Origin of the sequence: Streptomyces goshikiensis, assembly GCF_014650555.1 — a bacterium.
GTDB lineage: Bacteria > Actinomycetota > Actinomycetes > Streptomycetales > Streptomycetaceae > Streptomyces > Streptomyces goshikiensis.
In genome coordinates this window covers 513920-538421 of record NZ_BMVE01000001.1, presented here as the reverse complement: position 1 = coordinate 538421, position 24502 = coordinate 513920, and the positions used below count along the sequence as shown (strand labels likewise).

Genomic DNA, 24502 nt, shown 5'->3' with positions numbered 1-24502 from the left:
AACGAGGTCCGCGGTGCGGCCGCCCACGCGCCCTTGACAGGATCTGTCGGCCCGTCAACTCTGGCGGCAGGGAGTCCGGGGGAGCCGAGGGGAGGCGCGGATGCCGGCAGCGCGGGAGTCCTTGCTGGAGGCGGCGGGAGCGGCGCTCTCGGCGCGCCCCTGGCCGGCCGTCCGGATGGTCGACGTGGCGGCGGCCGCCGGGGTGTCCCGGCAGACCCTCTACAACGAGTTCGGCGGCAAGGCGGGCCTGGGCCGCGCCCTGGTGCGGCGCGAGGCCGACCGGTACCTGTCCGGGGTGGACCGGGCCCTCGCCGCCCCGGCGGAGCAGGGCGAGCGCCTCGCCGCCGTGGCGGAGTGGACCGTACGGGCGGCCCGCGCGCATCCCCTCGTACGGGCCCTGCTGACCGGGTTCTGGGACGGGAGCCTGCCCGTGCCGCCGGGGGAGCCCGCCCGGCCCGGGGCGGCGGCGCTGGGCCCCGGGGACCTGACCCGGGCCGTGCGCGAGCGGGCGGCGCTCGCGCTCACCCCGGAGGACGGGGCGCGGCAGGGGGAGCTGGCGCTGCGCCTCGCGCTCTCCTACGTGATCGTCCCCGGCGAGGAGCCCGGGATCGGGGAGCTGCTGCGGCTGCTCAGTGCGCCGAGCCGGACAGCTGGAGACCGATGACGCCGAGGATCACCAGCGAGATCGAGACGAGTTTCAGCGTGGACACCAGGTCGCCGAGGAAGACCATCCCGTAGATCGCGGTCCCGGCCGCGCCGATGCCCGTCCACACCGCGTAGGCGGGGCCCACGTCCAGCTTCTTGAGCGCCAGCGTGAGCAGGCCGAAGCTGCCGAGCGCGAAGCAGGCGAACGCCACCGTCGGCCACATCCGGGTGAAGCCGTGGGACAGCTTGAGGCAGACCGCGAAGCCCGTCTCCAGGATCCCGGCGACAATGACGAGCAGCCACGCCATGGCGAATGCCTCCCCGCGTCACGTGACGACACGTCACTTGGTGCGATGATGGATTTATCCCGACACGGCCGTCGACAAACACGGCGCACCCGGCTGCGACCCGCCCGCGACCCCGCCGGCGCGCCCGGCGGCCGCTCGGCGCCACCCGGCGGTCAGTCGCCCTCGCGGCGCTCCCGCGTCTCCAGCAGCCGCCGCAGCGAGTACAGCCGCGCCGGGTCCGCGTGACCGTCCTCCACCCACGCGTCGAGCGCGCAGTCCTGCTCGTCGTGGCTACAGGCGCGCGGGCAGCCCTCCGTCCCCGGCACCAGGTCCGGGAAGGCCAGGATCACCCGGGACGGATCCACGTGGTGCAGGCCGAAGGAGCGCACGCCCGGGGTGTCGATGACCCAGCCGTCGCCCGAGGGCAGCGGCAGCGCGAGCGCCGAGGTGGTGGTGTGCCGGCCGCGGCCGGTCACCGCGTTGACGTGGCCGGTGGCGCGCTGGCGGCCCTCGGCGACGAGCGAGTTGACCAGGGTGGTCTTGCCGACGCCGGAATGGCCGACGAAGGCGGTGATCCGGCCGTTCAGGCGCTCGCGCACCCGCTCCGCCGCGTCCCCCGTCGCCAGCTCCTCGCGGTTGGTGACGACGTAGTTCACACCCAGCGTCGAGTAGATCTCCAGGATCTTGTCCGCTGAGGTGAGGTCGGACTTGGTGAGCACCAGCAGCGGCTCCAGCCCGGCGTCGTACGCGGCCACCAGACAGCGGTCGATCATGCGGGGCCGGGGTTCCGGATCGGCCAGGGCCGTGACGATGGCCAGCTGGTCGGCGTTGGCGACGACCACGCGCTCGTACGGGTCGTCGTCGTCGGCGGTGCGCCGCAGGACGGACTTGCGCTCCTCGATCCGCACGATCCGGGCGAGGGTGTCCTTCTTGCCGGACAGGTCGCCGACGATCCAGACCCGGTCGCCGACCACCGCCGCCTTGCGGCCCAGCTCACGGGCCTTCATGGCGTGCACCGTGCGGTCCTCGACCAGGCAGGTCAGCCTGCCGCGGTCCACGGTGAGGACGAAGCCCTCGGCCGCGTCCTCGTGCTTGGGGCGGATGCTGGTCCGCGGCCGGTTGCCCTTGGGATTGGGCCGCTGGCGGATGTCGTCCTCGTCGGTGTGCTTGCCGTACCTGCGCATGACCGGCCCTACGCTCCCGCGCCCCGGGCCGTTCGGCCGAGCATGTCGGCCCACATCCGCGGGAAGTCCGGCAGGGTCTTGGCGGTCGTCGCCACGTTCTCGATGAGGACGCCGTCCACCGCGAGGCCGATCACCGCGCCGGCGGTGGCCATCCGGTGGTCGTCGTACGTGTGGAAGGTGCCGCCGCGCAGCGGGCGCGGGCGGATCCGCAGGCCGTCGGCGGTCTCGGTGACGTCGCCGCCGAGGCCGTTGATCTCCCTGGTGAGCGCCGCCAGCCGGTCCGTCTCGTGCAGCCGCAGGTGGGCGACCCCGCGCAGCACCGACTCGGAGTCGGCGAGCGCGGCGACGGCCGCGATGCCCGGGGTGAGCTCGCCGACCTCGCCGAGGTCCACGTCGATGCCGTGGATCTTGCCGGTGCCGGTGAAGACGAGACCCGCGTCGGTCAGCTCGCAGGAGCCGCCCATCTCCGTGAAGATCCGGCGCAGCGCGTCACCGGGCTGCGTGGTGCGGCGCGGCCAGTCCGGGACCGTGACGGTGCCGCCGGTGATCAGGGCGGCCGCCAGGAACGGCTGGGCGTTGGAGAGGTCCGGCTCGACGGTCATGTCGCGGCCCAGCAGCGCGCCGGGCGAGACCCGCCAGACGTCCTTCTCGCCGCCGGCCTCGGGGGTGTCGACCTGGGCGCCCGCCGCGCGCAGCATCTCCACCGTCATCCGGATGTGCGGCATCGACGGCAGGTTGTCGCCCACGTGCCGGACCTCGACGCCCTGGTTGAAGCGCGGGGCGGAGAGCAGCAGCGCGGAGACGAACTGGGAGGAGTTGCTGGCGTCGATCTCGACCGTGCCGCCCTCCAGGGCCCCGCCGCCCTGGACGGTCAGCGGCAGGGCGCCGCGGCCGTCGTCGTCGATCCGGGCGCCGAGGGTGCGCAGCGCGGTGATGACCTGGCCGAGGGGGCGCTCGTAGGAACGCGGGTCGCCGTCGAAGCGGATGTCGCCCGAGGCGAGGGTCGCGACGGGCGGCAGGAAGCGCATGACCGTGCCCGCGTTGCCCACGTCCACGGTGGCCGGGCCGTGCAGCGCGGCCGGGATGATCCGCCAGGCCTCGCCGCCGGCTCCCTCGCCGCCGGAGCTGGAGGAGACGGTCTCCTCGATGCCGACGCCCAGCGCGCGCAGCGCGTCCGACATCAGCTGGGAGTCGCGCGAGCGCAGCGGGCGGCGCACCCAGCCCGGTTCGGAGGCGAGCGCGGCCAGGACCAGCGCGCGGTTGGTGACCGATTTGGACCCCGGCACGGTCACGGTGGCGTGGACGGCCCCGTCCGCGAGCGGGGCGGGCCAGAGGGCGTGGAGCGCGGAGGTCTCGGTCATGGGGCCCACTTTAGTGGCTACCCACGGGCCCCGATCTTGATCACGGGCCCGTCTCAGAGGCCGAGGAGCCAGCGCCCGCCGCCGATCAGGGAGCACAGCGCGACGGCGTGGAAGAGGAACAGCCAGACCACCGGGTGCACATGGGTCAGGCGCCCCAGCTGGTCCGCATCGGAATCGGGCGCTCCGCCGTGCCTCCGTTTGGCTTGAAGTTCGAAGACCGGCCGGACCCCGCCCAGCAGCAGGAACCACACCACCACGTACGCGAACGCCGCCTGGACCTCGGCCGAGGTCAGCCAGGACACCAGCACGAACGCCGCACCGGTGAGGACGACCGTCAGCGCCCCGTACGCGTTGCGGATCATCACCAGCATCGCGACCAGCAGCGCGGTCGCCGCCCACAGCAGCAGGGTGATCCGGTGCGCCGACAGCAGCGCCGCCCCGCCGAGGCCGAGCAGCGAGGGGGCCGTGTACCCGGCGGCGGCGGTCAGGATCATGCCGAGTCCGGTCGGCTTGCCGCGGCTGACGGTGACCCCGCTGGTGTCCGAGTGCAGCCGGATCCCGTCCAGGCTCCGCCCGGTCAGCAGGGCGAGCAGCCCGTGTCCGCCCTCGTGCGCGATGGTCACGGCGTTCCGGGACAGCCGCCACAGCGGGCGGGGGCCCACGGCGGCCAGCGCCACCAGGCCCGTCACGATCACCAGCCACAGCTCGGGCGGGGTCTGTATGCCCGTGAGCCGGTCCCACAGGCCGGCCGTCGTGGTGCTGTCCATAGAGTGGCGGACTCCTTGCGGTGGTGGTCGGGTGTCGTGGCAGTGTGGCAGCCATGTGCGGACGGTATGCGGCGGGTCGTGGGCCCGAGGACCTGGTGGAGCTCTTCGGCATCGAGAAGTGGGAGCCCGAGGAGACCCTGGCGCCCGACTGGAACGTGGCGCCGACGAAAGAGGTCCACGTCGTCCTCGACCGTCCTGTGAAGGACGCCGCGGACCCGCGTCCGGTTCGTCAGCTGCGCGTCCTGAAGTGGGGCCTGGTCCCCTCCTGGGCCAAGAGCCCCGAGGGCGCCGCCCGGATGATCAACGCCCGGTCCGAGACCGTCGCCGAGAAGCCGTCCTTCAAGCGCCCCTTCGCGCAGCGCCGCTGCATCATCCCGGCCGACGGCTACTACGAGTGGGTCACCGCCCACGACGAACGGCAGCTGGAGGTCGAGGGCAAGCGGAAACGGGCCCGCAAACAGCCCTACTTCGTGCTCCCCGCCGACGGCTCCGTCTTCGCCATGGCCGGGATATACGAGTTCTGGCGCGACCGGACCCTGCCCGACGAGCACCCGATGGCCTGGTGGGTCACCTGCTCGGTGATCACCACCGAGGCCGAGACCGGCCCGCTGGCCGTCGCCCCCGCCGAGGGGCCGGGCTCCCTCTCGGAGATCCACCCCCGGATGCCGCTGATGCTGACCCCGGACAAGTGGGACCCCTGGCTGGACCCCGCCCGCACCGACCCCGACGAGCTCGGGCACCTGCTGGCACCGCCGGCGGGCGCCCTGATGCGCGCCTACCCGGTGTCCACCGCCGTGAGCAACGTGCGCAACAACGGGGCCGAGCTGCTGACGGAGCTGGCCGCGCCGGAGGAGGCGACCCTCTTCTGACCCGGCATGATCGGCGCATGACCACGCGTACCGAGAGTGTCGACACCCCGGCGGGCGAGGCCCGTGTCACCTGGCACCCCGCGACCGGCGGCGCCGCCCGGCTCGTGCTCGCCGTGAGCCACGGGGCCGGCGGCGGCATCGAGGCCCGGGACCTGCGGGCCCTGGCGGCGGCGCTGCCCGCCCGAGGCATCACCGTCGCCCTGGTCGAGCAGCCCTGGCGGGTGGCCGGGAAGAAGGTCGCCGCCGCGCCGAAGGTGCTGGACGAGGGCTGGCGCGGGCTGTGGCCGGCGCTGACGCGGCCCGGGCTGCCGGTGGTGGCCGGCGGGCGCAGTGCCGGGGCCCGGGTGGCGTGCCGGACCGCCGCGGGGCTGGACGCGGCCGGGGTGCTGGCGCTGTCGTTCCCGCTGCACCCGCCGGGCCGGCCGGAGAAGTCCCGGGCCGCGGAGCTGCTGGGCGCCGGGCGGCCCGCCCTGGTGCTCCAGGGCGGCCGGGACCCGTTCGGCCGACCCGAGGAGTTCCCACCGCCGGCCGCGGACCATCCGTACCGGCTCGTCGAGGTCCCGTACGGTGACCACGGCTTCGCGGTGCCCAAGAAGGCCGGGACCACGCAGGACGAGGCCCTCGCGGTGATCACGGAAACGGCGGCCGAATGGCTCCTGGAACTCCCGCTCTGAGCGTGACCTGACATATTCGGGGGTGATCCGCCTCACCTTTGCCGCCGGAGCCGCCCACCGGACCGGAAACGGGCCGAAATCCCGTGCCGCGCCTGGGAATGCGCCGCCCGGCCGGGCTGTTGACCCACATGTCGGTAAGCACGGGAAACGTCGGAGGAGAGGGAGCGCATGCCCCAGGTCATCAGCCAGAACCGTCCGCAGGCCGCTGACCTGGACTGGACGGTGCTTCCTGCCCCCAAGCGCGGTCGGCTTCGGGCGGCGGAAGCCCGGGATGGTCGACTATTCTCCGATTCGAGCGGGTCCGCTTTCGGAGCCGCCACGCAGTCGGAGGAGGTGGGTCCTGTCGCTGGGACCGACGAAGGCCACGCGGAGGAGACGACCCCCGAGCGCAACGCGCGCTTCGAGCGGGACGCCCTCGGCTACCTCGACCAGATGTATTCGGCCGCGCTGCGCATGACGCGCAATCCGGCCGACGCCGAGGACCTGGTCCAGGAGACGTACGCGAAGGCATACGCGTCCTTCCACCAGTTCCGCGAGGGCACCAACCTGAAGGCGTGGCTCTACCGCATCCTGACCAACACGTTCATCAACTCGTACCGCAAGAAGCAGCGCGAACCCCAGCGCAGTGCGGCCGAGGAGATCGAGGACTGGCAGCTGGCGCGGGCCGAGTCGCACATGTCGACCGGTTTGCGTTCCGCCGAATCGCAGGCGCTCGACCACCTGCCCGATTCGGATGTGAAAGAAGCGCTGCAGGCCATTCCGGAGGAGTTCCGCATCGCGGTCTATCTTGCCGACGTAGAGGGCTTTGCGTACAAGGAGATCGCGGACATCATGGGTACACCCATAGGGACAGTCATGTCGCGACTGCACCGTGGCCGCCGTCAACTCCGCGGAATGCTGGAGGACTATGCCCGTGAGCGCGGGCTGGTCCCCGCCGGCGCGGGAGAGTCGAACGACCTGAAAGGCTCGGGCTCATGAGCTGCGGAGAGCCGCACGAGACGGAGTGCTCTGAGGTCCTGGACCACCTGTACGAGTTCCTAGACCACGAGATGCCCGACAGCGATTGCACGAAGTTCGAGACGCACTTCGGCGAGTGCAATCCCTGTCTGGAGAAGTACGGCCTCGAACAGGCCGTGAAGAAGCTGGTGAAGCGCTGCTGCGGGTCGGACGACGTGCCGAGCGACCTGCGGTCCAAGGTGATGGGGCGGATCGAGCTGATCCGCTCGGGGCAAGCCGTGCCCGAAGGTGACATCACCGATGTCACCGCCGGGCCGGCCAGTCCCGCGACCGGCTGACGGTCGGCCTTTCGAACAACCGCCCCCGGAAGGGCACTTCGTTCACTCGAAGGTGCTAATCCGGGGGCGTCCGCATGGCCCAAAGTGAAAATGCGGCTCGGTTCAACCGGGCCCCCCTTTATTCTCCCCATTCGGTGCCGGTCGGACCGGCGCCGGGGAGGAGAGCGCCATGCGGGTACTTCCGCCGGCGGCGCGCGGCTACATCCTGTGCGCCGTCCTCGCCGCGTCCGCCTGCGCCGTCCCGGCACTGCTGCGGCCCGCCGCGACGCCCTGGGCGGCGGTGGCCGTCCTCGCGGTCCTCTACGCCGGATGCGAACTCGTCAAGGTCTGCCCGCCGGCGGGCCGCCGGGTGCCCGAGGGCATCGGCTCCTTCTTCCCCGTGCTGCTGGCCGCCGTGTTCCTGCTGCCGCCCGCCGCCGCCGCGCTCGTCGCGATGCCCGGCGGGTACGCCGCGACGGTGACGGACCCGCCCGTCCGGGTACGCCGGGTCTGGCACGCGGCGCAGCAGGCGCTGGCCGCGTGGACCGCCGGGCAGGTGTACGGGCTGCTGAACGGGCCCGCCACGCTCGGCGCGGGCCCCGTCGGCCGGACGGGACCGCCCGATCCGGCCGGCCGGATCGCCGACTTCCCGTACGCGCTGCTGCCCGCGGCGGCCGCCGCGGTCGCCTTCTGCCTGGTGCTGAGCGCCCTCGAAGCGGGCGTCCTGGCCGCCGCCGAGCGCCGCTCCGCCGCCTCCGTCCGGCGCGGGCCGCCGGCCGCCGCCCTCGCCCTCGTCCCGCACTGCGTCCACGGCCTCGCCGGGCTGATGATGGCCGTGCTGTGGCGCAGCCCGTACGGGCTGCCGGCCGCGCTGCTCGTGCTGCTGCCGATGTACATCTCCTGCTGGGTCTTCGCCCAGTACCACCGCGAGCACGCCGCGCACCGGGCCACGATCCGGGCACTGGTCCAGGCCGTGGACATCAAGGACCGCTACACGCGCGGGCACAGCGAGCGGGTCGGCCAGGCCTCCGCGATGATCGCCCGCGAGCTGGGGATGGCCGGGGAGCGCCTGGAGGTCGTCCGGATCGCCGGGATCCTGCACGACGTCGGGAAGCTCGGCGTGCCGACCCGGCTGCTGCGCAAGGACGGGCCGCTGACCCCCGAGGAGCGGCGGGTCATCGAACTGCACCCCGAGTACGGGCACGAGATCGTGCGCGGCATCGGCTTCCTCGGCGAGGCCCGGTCGGCGATCCTGCACCACCACGAGCGGATCGACGGCTCGGGCTATCCCTACGGGCTCGCCGGTGCGCAGATCCCCGAGCTGGCCCGGGTGGTGGCGGTGGCCGATGCCTTCGACGCGATGACCTCGACCCGCTCCTACAGCCGGGCCCGGCCGGTGCCGGCGGCGCTGGCCGAGCTGGAGCGGTGCGCGGGGGCGCAGTTCGACCCGGCGATGGTGAGCGCCCTGACCGACGCCATCGCACGGCACGGCTGGCACCCGGTGGTCACCTCGGACGAGGACCTCCAGGTCATCCCCGCGGGCGACGCCGGGAACGCCGGAGCTGCCGGGAACGCCGGAGCTGCCGGGCCCGCCGGAGCTGCCGGGCCCGCCGGGCAGGCCGGGAACTCCGCGAACTCCGCGAACTCCGCGAACTCCGCGAACTCCGCGAACTCCGCGAACGCCGGGAACTCCGCGAACTCCGCCGACTCCGGCGACGGGGCCGCCCGCGCCCCGGCGGCCGCGGGGCAGCGGCCCGTGCCCGCCGGGGAGAGCGGCCGGCGCCGGGGCGGCGGCGGGGGCGGGGGCCGGGGATGAGGCCCTGGGACGCGTGGGCGGTGCGCGGCGCCGCGGTGGCGCTGGCCGCCGCCGGACTGGGGCACACCCTGTGGCACGGCGTCGCCGAGCCCGGCACCGCCCTCGCCTTCGCCGCCCTCGTGGCCCTCGGCGAACTCGCCCGCCGCGACCACCACGAGCACCGCGCCGCCTCCGCCGGGCACCTGCCCGCCGAGGACCGCCGGCCCGCGCCGCTCGGCTCCGCCGCGGCCCTCACGTACGCCCTGCTCGGCGAGGCCGCCGGGCATCCCACCCGGCACGGGGCGCTCCAGACCGTGGCCGTCGTCTTCGCCGCCGCCCTGGCCGCCGCCGTCCCGTACATCGCCCGCGGCGGCGGCCACGCCCTCGACCACGTGGCCCGGCGGGTGCTGACCGTCGCCTTCGCCGCCGCCTGTTTCCAGCCGCTCCACGACTCGGGGCGGCTGGAGGACCTGACCGGGCGGGGCCCGTGCCTCGTCGGCTTCCTGCTCGCCCTGCTGGGCCTGACCTCCCTGTGCGACGCGGTGCTCGCCGCCGCGCTGGCCCGGGCCGGGACCGGCTGGCCGTACGGGCCGCTGCTGCGCGACGAGCTGCGCGCCCAGCTCGGCATCGGCTCGGCGATCTGCGCGACCTGTGTGGTCATGGCCCTGGGCGTGGCGGTCGCCGGGCTGTGGGCCCTGCCCGTGTTCAGCGTGCCGCTGCTGCTGACCCAGATGTCCTTCCACCGGATCACCGAGATCCGCGTCACCTACCGCCAGACCATCACCTCGCTGGCCCGGGCCACCGAGATCGCCGGCTACACCCGCCCCGGCCACGCCCGCCGGGTCGCGGCCCTGAGCTGCGCCGTCGGCCGGGAGCTGGGGCTCTCCGAGCGGGAGCTCACGGTGCTGGAGTACGCGGCCCTGATGCACGACATCGGGCAGCTCTCCCTCGTCGACCCCGTCCCGGCGGGGGCCACGGCCGAGCTGCCCGCCGCCGAGGCCCGCCGGATCGCGGAGCTCGGCGGGGAGGTGGCCCGCCGGACCGGGGTCCCGGCGGAGGTCGCCGTCGTGGTGGAACTCCAGGCGGACCCGTACCGCCGCCAGCCCGTCGCCGCCCGTATCGTGCGCACGGTCAACGCGTACGACGACCTGGCGGCGGCGGTCCTTCACCCGGGCGGCTCACTGGCGGCCCTGGAGCAGCTCAGGCTGGGCACCGGGCGGGACCACCACCCGGAGGTGGTGGAGTCCTTGGCGAGGGTTCTGGCCAGGGGAGGACGTGCCAGAGTTGTTCCCGCCCGACCGGGGTAACCCATGGGTAATGAGCGGTCGTCCGAGCGGGCATGGTTGGATGCCAGTGAGAGTGTCAGTGTGTCCGCAAGGCTGCACCGTAGTCCCCCAGCCACCGCTGGGAGGGTGCCCCCAGGCAGGCGGGAATCGTGAGGATCTTCGGGAAGGTACGGCATAGGCCCTCCGCCTCGTGGCGGCAGGCCACCGACCGCGCGTTCACGCTGATCGGCGACGGTCGGTACGAGGACGCGGGAGCGCTCCTGACCAGAGCGGCGGACCTGGAGCCCTGGCTGTCCGAGTCCTGGTTCAACCTGGCGCTGCTGCACAAGTTCCGGCACGACTGGGAGCAGGCGCGGGCCGCCGGGCTGCGCGCCGTGGCCCTGCTGGACCGGGAGAACGGCGCCCCGGACTGGTGGAACGTCGGGATCGCCGCGACCGCGCTCCAGGACTGGCCGCTGGCCCGGCGCGCCTGGCAGGCGTACGGGCTGAAGGTGCCCGGGGAGGCCGCCGGGAACGGCGAGCCGGTCGGCATGGAGCTGGGCAGCGCCGCCGTGCGGCTGTCGCCGGAGGGCGAGGCCGAGGTGGTGTGGGGCCGCAGGCTGGACCCGGCGCGGATGGAGGTCCTCTCGATCCCGCTGCCCTCCTCCGGGCGGCGCTGGGGCGAGGTGGTCCTGCACGACGGGGTGCCGCACGGCGAGCGGGTCACCGCGGCCGGGCCCTCGTACCCCGTGTTCGACGAGATCGAGCTGTGGGCGCCCTCGCCGGTGCCGACCTGGGTGGTGCTGCTGGAGGCGGCGACCGAGGCGGACCGCGACGCCCTGGAGCAGCTCGCCTCGGACGCGGGATTCGCAGCCGAGGACTGGTCCTCCTCGGTGCGGCTGCTGTGCCGGACCTGCTCGGAGAGCGCGATGCCGAGCGGCGAGGGTGACGGGGAGCACCTGGACCCGCACGACCACAGCGAGCCGGGGCACCCCGGGCCGCTGGGTCACCGTACGACCGGATCGGGCTCGTTGTGGGTCCCCGAGCGCGAGTGCGGGATCGCGGCGCCGGCCGGGCTGGTCCGCGGGCTGCTCGACGGCTGGGTCGCGGACAGCCCGGACAGCCGGGAGTGGCGGGATCTCGAAGAAGTCTGCTGAGCCGGGGCCGTAGGCTGTACGGGCACATCGGTGGCCATCGGCGACCACGGGTGAACGGGACTTACGGAAGGCGTACGGCGGACATGGCGCAGCAGGAGAACGAGGTTGTCGGTGTGGTCGGGGACCCGAACGACGGGTACGTCGTGGACACCGAGAACTGTGCGGAGCGCGAGCTCGCCCACCGCGAGCGCGGCACCGCCCGCCCGATCACCGTCGTCGGCAACCCGGTGCTGCACCGGGAATGCAAGGACGTCACCGAGTTCGGCGAGGACCTGGCGCGGCTGATCGACGACATGTTCGCCAGCCAGAAGGCCGCCGAGGGCGTGGGCCTGGCCGCGAACCAGATCGGCGTGGACGCCAAGGTCTTCGTCTACGACTGCCCCGACGACGACGGCGTGCGCCACACCGGCGTCGTGGTCAACCCGAAGCTGGTCGAGCTGCCGGCCGCCTCGCGCGTGCTGGACGACTCGAACGAGGGCTGCCTGTCGGTCCCGACCGCCTACGCCGCGCTGGCGCGCCCGGACTACGCCGAGGTCGAGGGCCGGGACGCGCAGGGCAACCCGATCAAGGTGCGCGGCACGGGCTACTTCGCGCGCTGCCTCCAGCACGAGACCGACCACCTGTACGGGTACCTGTACATCGACCGCCTCTCCAAGCGCGACCGCAAGGACGCCCTGCGGCAGATGGAAGAGGGCACCCCGCGCTACGAGACGGTTCCGAACGCCTGAGCCGCGGTCCGCGGGTCCGGCCCGCGGAAGGCGCGCCGGAAGGCGTTCGGCGTGGTGCCCAGCGCCCGCAGGAAGTGGTGGCGCAGGGCGGCCGCGTTGCCGAAGCCGCAGCGTCCGGCGATCGCGTCGACGGTGTCCTCCGTGGACTCCAGGAGCTCCTGCGCCAGCAGCACGCGCTGCCGCAGCACCCACTGGTACGGGGTGGTGCCGGTCTCCTGGAGGAAGCGGCGGGCGAAGGTGCGCGGGGACATCGCCGCCCGCTCGGCCAGCTGCTCGACGGTGATCTCGTCCTCCAGGTGACGGGCCATCCAGCCCATCACCTCGCCCACCGTGTCGCACTCGGTGCGCGGCAGCGGCCGCTGGATGAACTGGGCCTGGCCGCCGTCGCGGTGCGGCGGGACGACCATCCGCCGCGCCACCGTGTTGGCCACCTCGGCGCCGTGCTCCTGGCGCAGGAGGTGCAGGCATGCGTCGATCCCCGAGGCCGTGCCCGCGGCGGTGATCACCGGGCCCTCGTCCACGTACAGCACGTCGGGATCCACCCGGGCCTTCGGGAAGCGCCGGCTCAGGGTCGGGGAGTGCATCCAGTGCGTGGTGCAGCGCCGGCCGTCCAGGAGACCGGCCGCGCCGAGCAGGAAGGCCCCGCTGCACACGCTCAGCACCCGCGCGCCGCGCTCGACGGCCCCGCGCAGGGCGGCCAGCAGCGGCTCGGGGTACTCGCGGGTCGTGGCCTCGCGGTCGGCGGGGACGCAGATCAGGTCCGCGCTCTCCAGCCGCTCCAGCCCGTACGGGACGACGATCTCGAAGTGCCCGTCACCGGTGGGGGAGCGGCGGTCCTCCGCCGAGCAGACGGCGAAGTCGTACACGGGCAGCCCCATGTCGCTGCGGTCCACTCCGAAGACCTCGCAGAAGATCCCCAGCTCGAAGGGGGCGACACCGTTGACGAGGGCGACGGCCACATTGGTCAGCATGCCCTCAGTGTGGCAGTAATTCGCTCTTCCATGACAGTGCTGCCACTGTCGATCATGGCGGATCGGGCGGACAGTAGAGACATGAGCACCTTCGTGAGCTACCTCGCCGTCCTGGCCATCGCCGCCGTCCTGCTCGGCCCCAGCCTGTACGGGGCCCTGCGCGACCGGCGGACCGACCGGCAGCTGCGGGCCGCCCTGACCCGGCTGGTGTGGCTCCCCCGCCAGCGGGCCGGAGGCCTCCCGCCCACCCCGCGCCGGCGCGGCATCCGGCTCGCGGGCCGGTACCGGGGACGGCGCCTGGCCCACTAGCCCGCAGGGCCGCCGGGCCCGTCGGCCCGGGAACGCGAAGAGCCGGCACGCGGTCGTCCACCGCGTACCGGCTCCCGGTGCCCGTGCGCCTGCGCGCACGGGCGGGTCGCTGCCGTGCCTAGAAGTCCTCGTCCAGGTCGACCGTGCCCTCGACCGCGACCTGGTAGGCCGACGGACGGCGCTCGAAGAAGTTCGTCAGCTCCTGGACGCCCTGGAGCTCCATGAACGAGAACGGGTTCTGCGAGCCGTACACCGGCGCGAAGCCGAGGCGCACCAGGCGCTGGTCCGCGACGCACTCCAGGTACTCGCGCATCGACTCGGTGTTCATGCCCGGCAGGCCGTCACCGCACAGGTCGCGGCCGAACTGCAGCTCCGCGTCCACGGCTTCCTTCAGCATGTCGGTGACCTGCTGCTGGAGGGCGTCGTCGAAGAGCTCCGGCTCCTCCTTGCGGACCGTGTCCACGACCTCGAACGCGAAGTTCATGTGCATGGTCTCGTCGCGGAACACCCAGTTGGTGCCGGTGGCGAGGCCGTGCAGCAGGCCGCGCGAGCGGAACCAGTACACGTACGCGAAGGCGCCGTAGAAGAACAGGCCCTCGATGCACGCCGCGAAGCAGATCAGGTTCAGCAGGAAGCGGCGGCGGTCGGCCTGCGTCTCCAGCCGGTCCAGCTTCTCGACCTCGTTGATCCACTTGAAGCAGAACTGCGCCTTCTCGCGGATCGACGGGATCTCCTCGACCGCGTCGAAGGCGGCCGCGCGGTCGTCCGGGTCGGGCAGGTAGGTGTCGAGCAGCGTCAGATAGAACTGGACGTGCACGGCCTCCTCGAACAGCTGGCGCGACAGGTACAGGCGCGCCTCCGGGGAGTTGATGTGCTTGTAGAGCGTCAGCACCAGGTTGTTCGAGACGATCGAGTCACCCGTCGCGAAGAACGCGACCAGCCGGCCGATCATGTGCTGCTCGGCGGGCGTCAGCTTCGCGAGGTCTGCGACGTCCGAGTGGAGGTCGACCTCCTCGACGGTCCAGGTGTTCTTGATCGCGTCCCGGTAGCGCTCGTAGAAGTCCGGGTAGCGCATGGGGCGCAGGGTCAGCTCGAAGCCCGGGTCGAGGAGGTTCTTCTGGTCGGTGGAGCTCATTACTGGCAGGCCTCGCAGGACTCGGGGTTCTCAAGGGAGCAGGCCAGCGCCTCGGCGTCGACGACGGCCTGGGGCAGCGCGACGGGGGTGGCCGCCTGCGCGGCGCGGGCGATCTTCGTCGCCGGGCGCGAACGCAGGTAGTACGTGGTCTTCAGGCCCTGCTTCCAGGCGTACGCGTACATCGAGGAGAGCTTGCCGATGGTCGGCGTCTCCAGGAACAGGTTCAGCGACTGCGACTGGTCGAGGAACGGCGTACGGGCGGCCGCCATGTCGATCAGACCGCGCTGCGGGATCTCCCACGCCGTGCGGTACAACTCGCGCACCTCGGCCGGGATCCAGCCGAAGCCCTGGACGGAACCGCTGGCCTCGCGCAGCGCCTCGCGGCTCTGGGCGTCCCACACGCCGAGCTTCTTCAGCTCCTCCACCAGGTAGCCGTTGACCTGGAGGAACTCGCCCGACAGGGTCTCACGCTTGAAGAGGTTGGAGACCTGCGGCTCGATGCACTCGTACACACCGGCGATGGAGGCGATCGTCGCCGTCGGGGCGATGGCCAGCAGCAGTGAGTTGCGCATGCCGGACTCGGCGACCCGGGCGCGCAGCGCGTCCCAGCGCTCCGGCCAGTTCAGCTCGGTGTCGTAGTGATCCGGGTGCAGGACGCCGCGGGCGGTGCGGGTCTGCTCCCAGGCCGGCAGCGGGCCGCTGCGCTCGGCGAGGTCGCAGGAGGCCTCGTACGCGGCCAGCATGATGCGCTCGGAGAGCTTGGTGGACAGCGCCTTCGCCTCGGGGGAGTCGAAGGGCAGCTTCAGCTTGAAGAAGACGTCCTGGAGGCCCATCGCGCCCAGACCCACCGGACGCCAGCGGGCGTTGGAGCGCCCGGCCTGCTCGGTCGGGTAGAAGTTGATGTCCACCACGCGGTCGAGGAAGGTCACGGCGGTGCGGACGGTCTCGTCCAGCCGCTCCCAGTCGATCTCGCCGGTCTCCGTCAGGACGAACGCGCCCAGGTTGACCGAGCCGAGGTTGCAGACGGCGGTCTCGCCGTCGTTGGTGACCTCGATGATCTCGGTGCACAGGTTCGAGGAGTGGACGACGGTGCCCGGCTCGGCGGTCTGGTTCGCCGTGCGGTTGGAGGCGTCCTTGAAGGTCATCCAGCCCTGGCCGGTCTGCGCGAGGGTGCGCATCATCCGGCCGTACAGGTCGCGGGCGGGCATGGTCTTGCGGGCCAGGCCGTCCGCCTCGGCCTTGCGGTAGGCGGCGTCGAAGTCGTCGCCCCACAGGTCGACCAGCTCGGGCACGTCGGCCGGGGAGAACAGCGACCAGTCGGCGTCGGCGTTCACGCGGCGCATGAACTCGTCCGGCACCCAGTGCGCCAGGTTCAGGTTGTGGGTGCGGCGCTGGTCCTCACCGGTGTTGTCGCGGAGCTCCAGGAACTCCTCGATGTCCGCGTGCCAGGTCTCCAGGTAGACGGCGGCGGCGCCCTTGCGGCGGCCGCCCTGGTTCACGGCGGCGACGGAGGCGTCGAGGGTCTTCAGGAACGGCACGATGCCGTTGGAGTGGCCGTTCGTACCCCGGATCAGCGAACCGCGGGCGCGGATGCGGGAGTACGACAGACCGATGCCACCGGCGTGCTTGGAGAGGCGGGCGACCTGGTGGTAACGGTCGTAGATCGAGTCGAGCTCGTCCAGCGGGGAGTCCAGCAGGTAGCAGGAGGACATCTGCGGGTGCCGGGTGCCGGAGTTGAAGAGCGTGGGGGAGGACGGCAGGTAGTCCAGGCGGCTCATCAGCCGGTAGAGCGAGGCCACTTCCTCGACGGCCTGGACGCTCTCGTCCGCGGCGAGACCGCAGGCCACGCGCAGCATGAAGTGCTGCGGGGTCTCGACGACCTGGCGGGTGATCGGGTGGCGCAGCAGGTAGCGGCTGTGCAGGGTGCGCAGGCCGAAGAAGCCGAAGCGGTCGTCCGCGCCCTCGGCGAGCGTGTGCTCGACCAGCGCGTCCAGGCGGGCCGCGTGGGCCTCGACGAACGCGGCGGTGCGGTCGGCGATCAGGCCCTCGCGGTGGCCGACGGCGACGGAGGCGGAGAAGGAGGTGGCCCCCTGGCCGGCGGCCTCGTCGCGGACGGCGAGCGTCAGCAGGCGGGCGGCGAGCCGGGAGTACGCCGGGTCCTCGGAGATCAGACCGGCCGCGGCCTCGGTGGCGAGCGAACGCAGCTCGGCCTCGTCGGCGGCGGCGCTGCGGCCGCGCAGGGCGGCGGCGGCGACCCGGCCCGGGTCGGTGTCGGGAAGGTCGGCGGTCAGCTCGGTGAGGGTCCGCAGCAGCGCGGCCCCAGGTCCCCCGGTCTCGATTCCGGTGTCGGACGGGTCGGACTCGGCGCGCGGTGCGGAAGGCGCGATGGTCACGGGGGGAGCTCTCCCTCGCTCGGCTCCGGGGCACCTGCGGTGCGGGGCGCGAGCGGGCGCGCGCGGACAGGGACCTCGGAGGGCACACCGCGCGGCGTCCACCGGCCCAACCGCGGGGCCCGGACGTATCGGCACCCGGTTCGGTCGAGCCGGGCGCACTGTCGGCAGGTCATCGGACTTGCGGTGACACCAATGGGTGTACTTCATACCGTTGCGGGACAGTTCCGGATTCCCACCGGATTCCCCTGCGACGACAGCGAGGATGAGCATACATGTGGGGGGCCGTTGATGCGCGACCCCCCACATCTTGTGTCGGGCTGCTACCAGTCCAGTACGCGCAGCTCCAACGCGTAGGTCGGCGGCGCCGCCGTGGGGACCGGTGACCAGTCCCGTTCCGGGGCCCGTACGAAGCCCGGCCGCTCGTGGATCCGGTGCGCGGCGGGGCTCCGCGCCCGGGTGGAGAGCAGCGGACGGTTCACCCCTTCGATGGCCGCGGCGCGCTCGGCGTAGGCCCGCACCAGCGCCTCACCGACCCCTTCCCCCGCCCCGCCCGGCCGACGGCCGGCATCTCGCGGGAACGACTCCGGGACCGCTGTCGGTGCCCGGCGCTATCGTCGGATCAGACCGTCGAGCAAGGCATGACCGTGATGACCGATCAGCGCCCCCACATGCGGACCGAGGATTTCGAAGCCGTCGCGCGCATAGCGGCCGGCGAGCGACGGCCGCCGGTACGAGAGCATCCACATCGTTCCGTACGGCTCGGACATCGCGCTCCCCGACCCCGTCGGGATCACCCTCCAGACCGAGGTGCTCAAGGACTGGGTGCGCTGAGGAACGGGGAAGGGCCCCGCCGCATCCGGCGGGGCCCTTCGCGGAACCGGTTCAGCAGCAGCGGAAGCCCTCGCGGGGGTCCGCCTCGCGGGAGTCCGTGCGGGCCCGCTCGAAGGCGCGGCGGGTCAGGACCTCGGCCGCGGGGTCGTGCGCGCGGGCGTGCGCGACGTACCGGTCGTAGGCCGCCTCGCCCGAGAACTCCCGGACGAAGTACCGCGCCCTCGCCAGCGCCGCGCGGACCCCGCTCACGCCACGGGCTCCTTCGTGCGGCCGCCGCCCGAGTCCAGGCCGGCCGCGGCGAGCTCGGCCCGCTCCTCGGCCGTCGGGATCAGCCCGGCGGGGGCGACGATCTTCGACTCGGTCCAGGGGACCTCGGAGAGCCGGACGCTCGAAGGGTCGCTGATGGCCTTGAAGCAGGTCCGCGCCGCGTCCAGCAGCACGATGACGATGAGCAGCGCGAACAGCGCCGACAGGGCGCCGTCCACCGTGGCGTTGGTGACCACGGTGTGCATCTCGTCCATGTTCTTGGCGGGCGGCAGCACCTTCCCGGCGTCGATCCCGGTCTGGTACTTGTCGCGCTGCGCGAAGAAGCCGACCTTCACGTCGTCCGAGAAGATCTTCTGGTAGCTCGCGGTGAGCGTGACCGCCACGTCCCAGGCCAGCGGGACCCCCGTCACCCAGGCCCACCTGAGCCGGCCGGACTTGATCAGCAGCGTCGTACAGACGGCCAGGGCCACCGCGGCGAGCAGCTGGTTCGCGATGCCGAACAGCGGGAACAGCTGGTTGATGCCGCCCAGCGGGTCCTTGACGCCGACCCACAGGAAGTAGCCCCAGCCGCCGACGACGACGGCGCTGGCCAGCCACACGCCGGGCTTCCAGCTGATGTCCTTGAAGGACTTGTGCACGTTGCCGAGGGTGTCCTGGAGCATGAACCGGCCCACGCGGGTGCCCGCGTCGACGGTCGTCAGGATGAACAGGGCCTCGAACATGATGGCGAAGTGGTACCAGAAGGCCTTCATGCCGGCCCCGCCGATGACGGAGGAGAAGATCTGCGACATCCCGAGTGCGAAGGTCGGCGCGCCACCGGTACGGGAGAGGAGGCTGGTCTCCTCGACGTCCTTCGCGGCCTGCGCGAGCGCCTCGGGCGAGATGGCGAACCCGAAGTGGGTGACGGCCTGGGAGGCGGTCTCCACGCTGGTGCCGATGACGCCGGCGGGGGAGTTCACCGCGAAGAACAGGCCGGGCTCGATGATGCAGGCCGCGATGATCGCCATGACGGCGACGAAGGACTCGGTCAGCATCGCGCCGTAGCCGATGACCCGGACCTGGGTCTCCTTCTGGATCATCTTCGGGGTGGTGCCCGAGGAGACCAGGGAGTGGAACCCGGACAGGGCGCCGCAGGCGATGGTGATGAACACGAACGGGAACATCGAACCGGCGAAGACCGGGCCGTCGCCGCGCGCCGCGAAGTCGGTGACCGCGGGCATCTTCAGCGTCGGCATCGCCAGCACCACGCCCACCGCCATCAGCGCGATGGTGCCGACCTTCATGAAGGTGGAGAGGTAGTCGCGGGGCGCGAGCAGCATCCACACCGGCAGCACCGACGCGATGAACCCGTACACGATCATCCAGACGACCAGCGTCTCCTTCTCCAGGGTGAAGGTGGAGGCGAACGAGGACTCCGCGACCCAGCCGCCCGCGACGATGGCGAGCAGCAGCAGCGCGACGCCGATGACGGAGACCTCGGTGACCCGGCCCGGTCGCAGGACGCGCAGGTAGACGCCCATGAAGAGGGCGATCGGGATGGTCATGCCGATGGAGAAGACGCCCCAGGGGGAGTGCGCCAGCGCGTTGACGATGACGAGCGCCAGCACCGCCAGCAGGATGACCATGATGGCGAACACGGCGATCAGGGCGGCGGCTCCGCCCACGGGGCCGATCTCGTCCCGGGCCATCTGCCCGAGCGAACGCCCGTCGCGGCGGGTGGAGAAGAAGAGGGTGACCATGTCCTGGACGGCGCCGGCGAAGATGACGCCCGCGACGATCCAGATGGTGCCCGGCAGGTAGCCCATCTGCGCGGCCAGTACGGGACCCACCAGCGGGCCGGCCCCGGCGACGGCGGCGAAGTGGTGGCCGAAGAGCACCCGGCGGTCGGTGGGGTGGAAGTCGACACCGTTGTCAAGGCGTTCGGCGGGGGTGGCACGGGTCTTGTCCACCTTCAGTACGCGGTCCGAGATGAACCGCGCGTAGAAGCGGTAGCCGATGGCGTACGAGCCAAGGGCGGCGGCCAGCAGCCACGCGGCCGAGATCTCCTCGCCGCGGGAGAGGGCCAGGACGCCCCAGCCGATGGCGCCGATGAGGGCGACGAGCACCCAGGCGGCGACCGACTTGGGCGAAAGGCCGCCTGTGGGGGGAGGCGAGTCCGGAATGGTGTCCGGACTCGCCGTGTTCCGTTCTGTACCAGTTGCTTCCGGTTCCGGCATGATCCCTCGTCCCCTCGTCGATCATCTGCGTAAGCGCAGGGAATCTACGGGGGCCTGCCCGGTGAACGTAAGCCCCCGTCCGCATAGCGGTACGAGAGTCAACTACGGATCAGACGGCGGGGCGCTGGAGTCGGGCGACGAACTTGTAACGATCGCCCCGGTACACCGATCTGACCCACTCGACGGGCTCGCCGTCGGCGTCCAGCGAGTGCCGGGAGAGCATCAGCATGGGCAGCCCGACGTCGGTGCCGAGCAGCCCGGCCTCGCGCGGGGTCGCCAGGGAGGTCTCGATGGTCTCCTCGGCCTCAGCGAGCCGTACGTCGTACACCTCGGCCAACGCCGTGTAGAGGGAGGTGTACTTGGCCAGCGAGCGGCGCAGCGCGGGGAAGCGCTTGGCCGACAGGTGGGTGGTCTCGATGGCCATCGGCTCGCCGCTGGCCAGGCGCAGCCGCTCGATGCGCAGCACCCGCCCGCCGGTGGCGATCTTCAGCAGTCCGGCGAGGGTGTCGTCGGCCGTCACGTAGCCGATGTCCAGGAGCTGGGAGGTGGGTTCCAGGCCCTGGGCGCGCATGTCCTCGGTGTACGAGGAGAGTTGGAGGGGCTGGGAGACCTTGGGCTTGGCGACGAAGGTGCCCTTGCCCTGGATGCGCTCCAGCCGGCCCTCGACGACGAGCTCCTGCAGCGCCTGCCGGACCGTGGTCCGGGAGGTGTCGAACTCGGCCGCGAGCGTGCGCTCCGGCGGTACCGGCGTGCCGGGGGGCAGCGTCTCGGTCATGTCGAGCAAGTGCCGCTTGAGTCGGTAGTACTTGGGCACGCGCGCCGTGCGGGTCGCCGCCCCGCCCTCCGGCTCCGTGTTCGCCCCTTCGGTGGCCATCGCCGCCCGCCTTCCCGACTCCAGTTTCGCTGCCGTCACCGGCTCCTCCGATATGTGCGGTCACATCGTGACACGGGTGGGAGGACAGGCCTCCTCCCTCCCCCAGGTGTCGGTCCGGTAACGGACCGATCACCCGCTCATTAGACCCTTGACACCCCTATAGGTCTAGGCCAAGCTCCGGTTACTGGTCTACACCAATATGGATCAGATCCCGGCCCCACGTGCAGTACTTCGCGTATGTCGCCGCGGCGGGCAAGGGAAGTGCAGGCAGGCATCCCTGAGGAGGGTGGCGTGAAGCGCAAGCTCATCGCGGCGGTTGGAGTCGCGGGCATGGTGATCGGCCTCGCGGCGTGCGGTGATTCCGACAGCAAGGGGGGCGACGGCAAGGCCTCCGGTGCCAAGGAGCTGACCGTCTGGCTGACGGTCGACGCCCAGAACAACTGGCCGGAGCTGGTGAAGGCGGCCGACGACGCGATTGTCGCCAAGCACCCCGGTCTCACGGTCAAGCACGAGTACTACGGCTGGCCGGACAAGAACGCCAAGCTGGACGCCGTCCTCGCCACGGACAAGGCCCCCGACGTCGTCGAGATGGGCAACTCCGAGATGATCGGCTACATGTCGACCGGCGCCTTCTCCGAGGTCGACGCGTCGAAGTTCGAGAACTCGGCCGCCTGGCTGGACGCCCTCAAGGAGTCCGTGACCTACGACGGCAAGACCTACGGCGTCCCCTACTACGCCGGTGGCCGCGTGGGCACCTGGCGCAAGGACATCGCCGCCGAGGCGGGCGTCACCGCCGCGCCGAAGACCTGGGCCGAGTACACCGCCGCCCTGGACAAGATCCAGGCCGCCAAGGGCGACAAGTTCAGCGCCCTCTACCAGCCCTCGCCGGACTGGTACGCCGCGATGTCCTACGTCTACGACGCCGGCGGCGCCATCGCGAAGAAGGACGGCGACAAGTGGAAGGGCACCCTGTCCTCCGCCGAGTCGCTGAAGGGGCTCCAGCAGTACAAGGAGCTCATCGACAAGTACATGCACGCGGACAAGACCAAGGACGAGTCCGACCGCCCGGTCGTCTTCGGCCAGGGCAACGCCGCCGCCATCTTCGCCGCCGCGTGGGAGGGCGCCACCGCGGCCGACCCGAAGAACGACAAGGTCGGCGGGCTGAAGGACAAGCTGGAGAACTTCGTCCAGCCCGGCCCGAACGGCAAGAACCTCCCCGTCTTCCTCGGCGGTTCGGACCTGGCGATCCCGGCCAAGTCCAAGGCCAAGGACATCGCGGCCGAGTGGATCGGCGCCTTCACCGGCGCCCAGGGCCAGAAGGGCCTCATCGCCAAGGGCAACCTGCCCAACAACAAGACGGACCTCGGCCCGCTGAAGGCCGACCCGAAGACCCAGGTCGGCGCCACCGCGGCCGAGTCCTCCTGGTTCGTCCCGACCGCCCCGGGCTGGGGCCAGATCGAGAAGGGCAAGGTCCTCCAGACCATGCTCCAGGAGATCGGCACCGGCAAGAAGTCCGTCGAGGACGCGGCCAAGGCCGCCGACGCGGAGATCGACAAGGTCATCAACACCAAGTGACCTGTAGCCGGCAGGGCCCCGCCAGGGCGGCGGGGCCCTGCCGCCCGTCAAGAGAGGGACCTGCGAGGAGCGCGCGATGAGTGCCGCACAGACAACCGCCGCCGACCTGCCGCCGGCGAAGCAGAAGACGTCCACCGGGCCCGGAGCCGGGACGGGCAGCACGGGCGCAGCCGGGAAGCCGGCCCGCAAGGGGGCCGTCGCGACCCCCTGGCTGCTGCTCGCCCCGTGCCTGCTGGTCATCGTCCTCGTCATGGGCTACCCGCTCTACAGACTGGTGTCCCTCTCCTTCCAGAGCTTCGGCAAGTCCGAGCTGTGGGGCTTCAAGGAGGCGGAGTTCGTCGGCTTCGACAACTTCGCCAAGATCCTCGGCGACGGCGTGTTCTGGTCCGTCGTCCTGCGCACCGTCGTCTTCACGGTCGGCGCGGTCGTCCTGACCATGGTCATCGGGATGCTGATCGCCCTGCTGCTGCAGAAGGTCTCCGGCGTGGTCAAGGCGCTCATCAGCATCGCCCTGGTGGCCAGCTGGGGCATGCCGATCATCGTCGCCACCGCCGTCTTCAAATGGCTCTTCGACGCCGACTACGGCGTCCTCAACTACCTGATGAGCCGGCTGCCGGGCGTCGACATGATCGGCCACAACTGGTTCGCCAGCGGCCCCCAGGGCCTGATGGTGATCATGCTGCTGGTGGTCTGGGGCGCGGTGCCCTTCGTCGTCATCACCCTCAGCGCGGGCCTCACGCAGGTGCCCAAGGAGCTGGAGGAGGCCGCCCGGCTCGACGGGGCGGGCGCCATCGGGGTGTTCCGGCACGTCACCCTCCCGATCCTGAAGCCGATCATCGTCATGCTGACGACCCTCTCGGTCATCTGGGACATGGGCGTCTTCCCGCAGGTGTTCGTGATGCGCAACGGCAACCCCGAGGCCGAGTTCGAGCTGCTGACCACCTACTCGTACCAGCAGGCCTTCGTGGTCAACGACTACTCGGGCGGCTCCGCGATCGCCCTCGTGACCGTCCTGCTGCTGCTCGGGGTGGTCGCCGTCTACATGCGCCAGATGCTCAAGATCGGAGAGGTGGAATGACCCTCACCACCCCGTCCACCCGCAAGGGCGGCACGTCCAGGCTCGGCTGGAACGTCATCGGCCTGCTGGTCTTCGCCGTCGTGGGCTTCCCGGTCTACTGGATGCTCAACACGGCCTTCAAGCCCGCCAAGGACGCGATCGACCCCAGCCCGCAGTTCTTCCCGCGCACCTTCACGCTGGACAACTTCCGGCGCGCGCTGGAGATATCCGACTTCTGGGGTCCCGTCGGCCGGAGCCTGATCGTCTCCCTCGTCGTGGTCGTCATCGGCATCGCCGTCGGCCTGCTGGCCGCCCTGGCCATCTCCCGCTTCGCCTTCCGCGGCCGCAAGATCGTCATCGTCGGCATCCTCGCCGTCCAGATGGTCCCGCTCGTCGCGATGATCATCCCGGTCTTCCTGCTGCTGAACGACCTCGGCCAGTACGACAAGCTCACCGGCCTGATCATCACGTACCTGACCTTCATCCTGCCCTTCACGGTGTGGACCCTGCGCGGCTTCATCGTGAACATCCCCAAGGAGCTGGAGGAGGCCGCCCAGGTCGACGGCTGCACCCCGACCGGTGCGTTCCTGCGCGTGGTCTTCCCGCTCCTCGCCCCCGGCATGGTGGCCACCTCCGTCTACGGGTTCATCCAGGCGTGGAACGAGTACCTCTACGCCCTGATGCTGATGAGCCAGCAGAACCAGACCGCCACCGTGTGGCTCGGCAACTTCACCACCAAGAACGGCACCGAGTTCGCGCCGATGATGGCCGGCTCCACGATGATGGCGATCCCGATCGTCGTCCTCTTCCTCATCGTCCAGCGCAAGATGGCCGCGGGCCTCACCGCCGGCGCCGTGAAGGGATGACG

General features: G+C 71.8%; 25 protein-coding genes and 1 riboswitch. Of the genes, 13 read left to right on the top strand and 12 right to left on the bottom strand.

The genetic code is table 11. From position 1 onward, the window contains the following. The first annotated feature begins 100 nt into the window (after positions 1 to 100). Complete coding sequence (locus IE248_RS02425; protein ID WP_073773145.1) at positions 101 to 664, top strand: TetR/AcrR family transcriptional regulator; 564 nt, start codon at positions 101 to 103, stop codon at positions 662 to 664. On the opposite strand, the gene IE248_RS02420 is transcribed toward IE248_RS02425, so the two are convergent. The 4 genes from IE248_RS02420 to IE248_RS02405 all read right to left on the bottom strand — a co-directional run bounded on the left by IE248_RS02420 (position 630) and on the right by IE248_RS02405 (position 4244). Next, positions 630 to 953 carry a DMT family transporter gene (locus tag IE248_RS02420; RefSeq protein ID WP_008741499.1) on the bottom strand — a complete coding sequence of 108 codons (324 nt, stop codon included), beginning with the start codon at positions 951 to 953 and terminating at the stop codon, positions 630 to 632. The genes IE248_RS02425 and IE248_RS02420 overlap by 35 nt on opposite strands. A gap of 152 nt (positions 954 to 1105) precedes the next feature. Then, the gene (gene rsgA / locus IE248_RS02415; RefSeq protein WP_037793271.1) at positions 1106 to 2116 is read right to left on the bottom strand and encodes a ribosome small subunit-dependent GTPase A; all 1011 of its coding nucleotides are present in this window, start codon (positions 2114 to 2116) and stop codon (positions 1106 to 1108) included. Between the two features lie 8 nt (positions 2117 to 2124). Next, positions 2125 to 3477: a 3-phosphoshikimate 1-carboxyvinyltransferase gene (aroA, locus tag IE248_RS02410; RefSeq protein ID WP_008741501.1), complete on the bottom strand. Its 1353-nt coding sequence runs from the start codon at positions 3475 to 3477 to the stop codon at positions 2125 to 2127. Between the two features lie 53 nt (positions 3478 to 3530). Beyond that, on the bottom strand, positions 3531 to 4244 hold the full coding sequence (locus tag IE248_RS02405) for a M50 family metallopeptidase (protein WP_008741502.1): 714 nt from the start codon (positions 4242 to 4244) through the stop codon (positions 3531 to 3533). 53 nt (positions 4245 to 4297) lie between these two features. Between IE248_RS02405 and IE248_RS02400 the strand changes: the two genes are divergently transcribed. The 8 genes from IE248_RS02400 to def all read left to right on the top strand — a co-directional run bounded on the left by IE248_RS02400 (position 4298) and on the right by def (position 12006). After that, a complete protein-coding gene (locus IE248_RS02400; protein ID WP_008741503.1) occupies positions 4298 to 5113 on the top strand; it encodes an SOS response-associated peptidase in 816 nt (271 codons plus the stop codon). Between the two features lie 17 nt (positions 5114 to 5130). Further along, positions 5131 to 5787, top strand: coding sequence for an alpha/beta hydrolase family protein (locus tag IE248_RS02395; RefSeq protein ID WP_190029861.1), 657 nt, complete (start codon positions 5131 to 5133; stop codon positions 5785 to 5787). Positions 5788 to 6120: 333 nt separating this feature from the next. Beyond that, positions 6121 to 6765: a sigma-70 family RNA polymerase sigma factor gene (locus IE248_RS02390; RefSeq protein ID WP_008741505.1), complete on the top strand. Its 645-nt coding sequence runs from the start codon at positions 6121 to 6123 to the stop codon at positions 6763 to 6765. Beyond that, a complete protein-coding gene (gene rsrA, locus IE248_RS02385; protein WP_008741506.1) occupies positions 6762 to 7082 on the top strand; it encodes a mycothiol system anti-sigma-R factor in 321 nt (106 codons plus the stop codon). The genes IE248_RS02390 and rsrA overlap by 4 nt, the downstream gene beginning before the upstream one ends. A 169-nt stretch (positions 7083 to 7251) precedes the next feature. After that, the gene (locus IE248_RS02380) at positions 7252 to 8877 is read left to right on the top strand and encodes an HD-GYP domain-containing protein (protein WP_229895093.1); all 1626 of its coding nucleotides are present in this window, start codon (positions 7252 to 7254) and stop codon (positions 8875 to 8877) included. Beyond that, positions 8874 to 10163 (top strand): HD-GYP domain-containing protein, encoded by a 1290-nt coding sequence (locus tag IE248_RS02375; RefSeq protein WP_073798215.1) that lies wholly within the window; start codon positions 8874 to 8876, stop codon positions 10161 to 10163. Before IE248_RS02380 ends, IE248_RS02375 begins: the two co-directional genes overlap by 4 nt. 128 nt (positions 10164 to 10291) lie before the next feature. Beyond that, on the top strand, positions 10292 to 11278 hold the full coding sequence (locus IE248_RS02370; protein ID WP_190029860.1) for a tetratricopeptide repeat protein: 987 nt from the start codon (positions 10292 to 10294) through the stop codon (positions 11276 to 11278). An 83-nt stretch (positions 11279 to 11361) separates the two neighbouring features. After that, complete coding sequence (gene def, locus IE248_RS02365; protein ID WP_073798216.1) at positions 11362 to 12006, top strand: peptide deformylase; 645 nt, start codon at positions 11362 to 11364, stop codon at positions 12004 to 12006. Here def and IE248_RS02360 read toward each other — a convergent pair. After that, a complete protein-coding gene (locus IE248_RS02360; protein ID WP_073798217.1) occupies positions 11982 to 12977 on the bottom strand; it encodes a helix-turn-helix domain-containing protein in 996 nt (331 codons plus the stop codon). The genes def and IE248_RS02360 overlap by 25 nt on opposite strands. Positions 12978 to 13058: 81 nt before the next feature. On the opposite strand from IE248_RS02360, the gene IE248_RS02355 reads away from it, so the two are divergent. Then, positions 13059 to 13286: a hypothetical protein gene (locus tag IE248_RS02355; RefSeq protein WP_050779359.1), complete on the top strand. Its 228-nt coding sequence runs from the start codon at positions 13059 to 13061 to the stop codon at positions 13284 to 13286. 118 nt (positions 13287 to 13404) lie between these two features. Here IE248_RS02355 and IE248_RS02350 read toward each other — a convergent pair whose 3' ends face one another. From IE248_RS02350 to IE248_RS02320, 7 genes are all read right to left on the bottom strand, one after another. After that, a complete protein-coding gene (locus IE248_RS02350; RefSeq protein WP_008741512.1) occupies positions 13405 to 14421 on the bottom strand; it encodes a ribonucleotide-diphosphate reductase subunit beta in 1017 nt (338 codons plus the stop codon). Further along, entirely contained in the window at positions 14421 to 16814 is a 2394-nt protein-coding gene (locus IE248_RS02345) for a ribonucleoside-diphosphate reductase subunit alpha (RefSeq protein ID WP_073773137.1), read from the bottom strand. The genes IE248_RS02350 and IE248_RS02345 overlap by 1 nt, the downstream gene beginning before the upstream one ends. A gap of 146 nt (positions 16815 to 16960) precedes the next feature. Then, positions 16961 to 17084, bottom strand: a riboswitch (cobalamin riboswitch). A 50-nt stretch (positions 17085 to 17134) separates the two neighbouring features. Further along, positions 17135 to 17332 (bottom strand): hypothetical protein, encoded by a 198-nt coding sequence (locus IE248_RS02340; RefSeq protein ID WP_190029859.1) that lies wholly within the window; start codon positions 17330 to 17332, stop codon positions 17135 to 17137. A 90-nt stretch (positions 17333 to 17422) separates the two neighbouring features. Next, positions 17423 to 17581: a hypothetical protein gene (locus tag IE248_RS02335; RefSeq protein WP_190029858.1), complete on the bottom strand. Its 159-nt coding sequence runs from the start codon at positions 17579 to 17581 to the stop codon at positions 17423 to 17425. A 115-nt stretch (positions 17582 to 17696) separates the two neighbouring features. Continuing rightward, entirely contained in the window at positions 17697 to 17894 is a 198-nt protein-coding gene (locus IE248_RS02330) for a CstA-like transporter-associated (seleno)protein (protein ID WP_008741516.1), read from the bottom strand. Further along, positions 17891 to 20128 carry a carbon starvation CstA family protein gene (locus IE248_RS02325; protein ID WP_008741517.1) on the bottom strand — a complete coding sequence of 746 codons (2238 nt, stop codon included), beginning with the start codon at positions 20126 to 20128 and terminating at the stop codon, positions 17891 to 17893. Before IE248_RS02325 ends, IE248_RS02330 begins: the two co-directional genes overlap by 4 nt. 109 nt (positions 20129 to 20237) lie before the next feature. Continuing rightward, positions 20238 to 21002, bottom strand: a complete 765-nt coding sequence (locus tag IE248_RS02320) for a GntR family transcriptional regulator (protein WP_008741518.1) — start codon at positions 21000 to 21002, stop codon at positions 20238 to 20240. A gap of 291 nt (positions 21003 to 21293) precedes the next feature. Between IE248_RS02320 and IE248_RS02315 the strand changes: the two genes are divergently transcribed. The 3 genes from IE248_RS02315 to IE248_RS02305 all read left to right on the top strand — a co-directional run bounded on the left by IE248_RS02315 (position 21294) and on the right by IE248_RS02305 (position 24500). Beyond that, on the top strand, positions 21294 to 22577 hold the full coding sequence (locus IE248_RS02315) for an extracellular solute-binding protein (protein WP_008741519.1): 1284 nt from the start codon (positions 21294 to 21296) through the stop codon (positions 22575 to 22577). 76 nt (positions 22578 to 22653) lie between these two features. Further along, positions 22654 to 23655, top strand: a complete 1002-nt coding sequence (locus IE248_RS02310; RefSeq protein WP_073798219.1) for a carbohydrate ABC transporter permease — start codon at positions 22654 to 22656, stop codon at positions 23653 to 23655. Further along, positions 23652 to 24500, top strand: a complete 849-nt coding sequence (locus tag IE248_RS02305) for a carbohydrate ABC transporter permease (protein ID WP_008741521.1) — start codon at positions 23652 to 23654, stop codon at positions 24498 to 24500. The genes IE248_RS02310 and IE248_RS02305 overlap by 4 nt, the downstream gene beginning before the upstream one ends. The last annotated feature ends 2 nt before the right edge of the window (positions 24501 to 24502 follow it).